This window comes from Mycobacterium sp. 1245852.3, from assembly GCF_001669335.1.
Taxonomy (GTDB): Bacteria; Actinomycetota; Actinomycetes; order Mycobacteriales; family Mycobacteriaceae; genus Mycobacterium; species Mycobacterium europaeum_A.
The window spans coordinates 1-1,774 of sequence record NZ_LZLL01000552.1 but is presented as its reverse complement, the minus strand read 5'-3'; the positions used below and the strand labels follow the sequence as shown (position 1 = coordinate 1,774).

2 protein-coding genes and 1 pseudogene are annotated in these 1,774 nt (G+C 65.6%); 1 reads left to right on the top strand and 2 read right to left on the bottom strand.

The window, feature by feature from the left end; translation table 11 throughout:
- Positions 1-136 (top strand): helix-turn-helix domain-containing protein (locus A9W96_RS30895; RefSeq protein ID WP_082972627.1); only part of this gene is annotated, 136 nt, incomplete at its 5' end.
- Positions 137-187: 51 nt separating this feature from the next.
- Here the strand turns inward: A9W96_RS30895 and A9W96_RS25865 are convergent.
- Entirely contained in the window at positions 188-757 is a 570-nt protein-coding gene (locus A9W96_RS25865; RefSeq protein WP_066881147.1) for a TetR/AcrR family transcriptional regulator, read from the bottom strand.
- A 23-nt stretch (positions 758-780) separates the two neighbouring features.
- Positions 781-1,774: pseudogene (gene acnA / locus A9W96_RS25860) on the bottom strand (aconitate hydratase); the annotation flags it as partial.

Genomic DNA, 1,774 nt, shown 5'->3' with positions numbered 1-1,774 from the left:
TGGCGCCAGTATCCGCAGCCTGGTCGCCACGACCGGTAGGTCGTATGGGTCGATCCATAGCCTGCTGCGGGAGTCGGGCACCACGATGCGCAGCCGCGGCGGCCCCAACCGGACCGCCAAAACCGCGCGGGCGTAGCGTCACTGCGAAATCTCGTCCCCTTGTTCGCAGTGGCGTTACGATCGCTTCTCAAGAATCGTTGCGGCGCACCGAGTTTTCCACTAAATCGAGGACCGCGGATAGCCGCTGCGGATCCTCGCCGGATGCCGACCGGGCCACCAGGCCGTCGAGCACCAATTCCAGATAGCACTGCAGCACGTCGCCGGGCACGTCGTCGCGGACCCGGTGTGCCTCCATTTGCCGGCGCAGTCGATCGGTGGTGGCCGCCCGCAGCTCGGCGGAACGCTCCGCCCAGCCCTGGCTGAACGCGGGATCGTTGCGCAGTTTGCGCGCGATCTCCAATCTGGTTGCCAGCCAATCGAATTCGTCCGGCGTGGCCAGCATGTCGCGCATCACCTGGATGAGTCCCGCGCGCGAAGCCACGTCGGCCATCCGCTCGGCGTCCTCGTGGGCCAGCGCGAAGAACAGCGCGTCCTTGTCCCGGAAGTGGTGGAAGATCGCGCCGCGCGACATCCCGATCGCCTTCTCCAGCCGGCGCACGGTGGCCTGCTCGTAACCGTACTCGGCGAAGCAGCGGCGGGCGCCGTCGAGGATCTGGCGGCGGCGAGCCGCCAGATGGTCCTCGCTGACCTTTGGCATCAGGTGATCTGATCGGGTTGGGGTTAACCCGACTTGAGCATGTTGCGCAGCACGTACTGCAGGATGCCGCCGTTACGGTAGTAGTCGGCCTCTCCGGGGGTGTCGATGCGCACCACCGCGTCGAATTCGATTGCGTTTTTGTCGTCCTTACTTGCCTTGACGTGCACGGTCTTCGGTGTCTTGCCGTCGTTGAGCTCCTCGATGCCGGTGATGTCGAACACCTCGGTGCCGTCGAGACCCAGATCCGCGGCGGACTTGCCGTCGGGGAACTGCAACGGGATGACGCCCATGCCGATCAGGTTGGAGCGGTGAATCCGCTCAAACGACTCGGCGATCACCGCGCGAACGCCCAGCAGCCGGGTTCCCTTGGCGGCCCAGTCGCGCGACGAGCCCGACCCGTATTCCTTGCCGCCCAGCACCACCAGCGGAATGTCTTGTGCCGCATAGTTTTGCGCCGCGTCGTAGATGAACGCCTGGGGTCCGCCGTCCTGGGTGAAGTCGCGGGTATAGCCGCCGGACACGTCGTCGAGCAGCAGGTTGCGCAACCTGATGTTGGCGAAGGTGCCGCGGATCATCACCTCGTGGTTGCCGCGCCGCGAGCCGAAGGAGTTGTAGTCCTTGCGCTCCACGCCGTGCTCGTCGAGGTATTGCGCCGCCGGGGTGCCCGGCTTGATGCTGCTGGCGGGGGAGATGTGGTCGGTGGTCACCGAATCGCCCAGCAGCGCCAGCACCCGGGCGCCGGTGATGTCGGTAACCGGCTCGGGCTCGGCCGGCATGCCCTCGAAGTACGGGGGCTTGCGCACATAGGTCGAATCCGCGTTCCACTCAAAGGTGTTGCCGCTCGGGGTCGGCAGGTTGCGCCAGCGCTCGTCGCCCTTGAACACGTCGGCGTAGTTCTTGGTGAACATCTCCTGGTTGATCGCCGACGCGATGGTGTCGGAAACGTCCTTCTGCGACGGCCAAATGTCTTTCAGGAAGACGTCATTGCCCTCCTTGTCCTGGCCCAGCGGCTGCTCG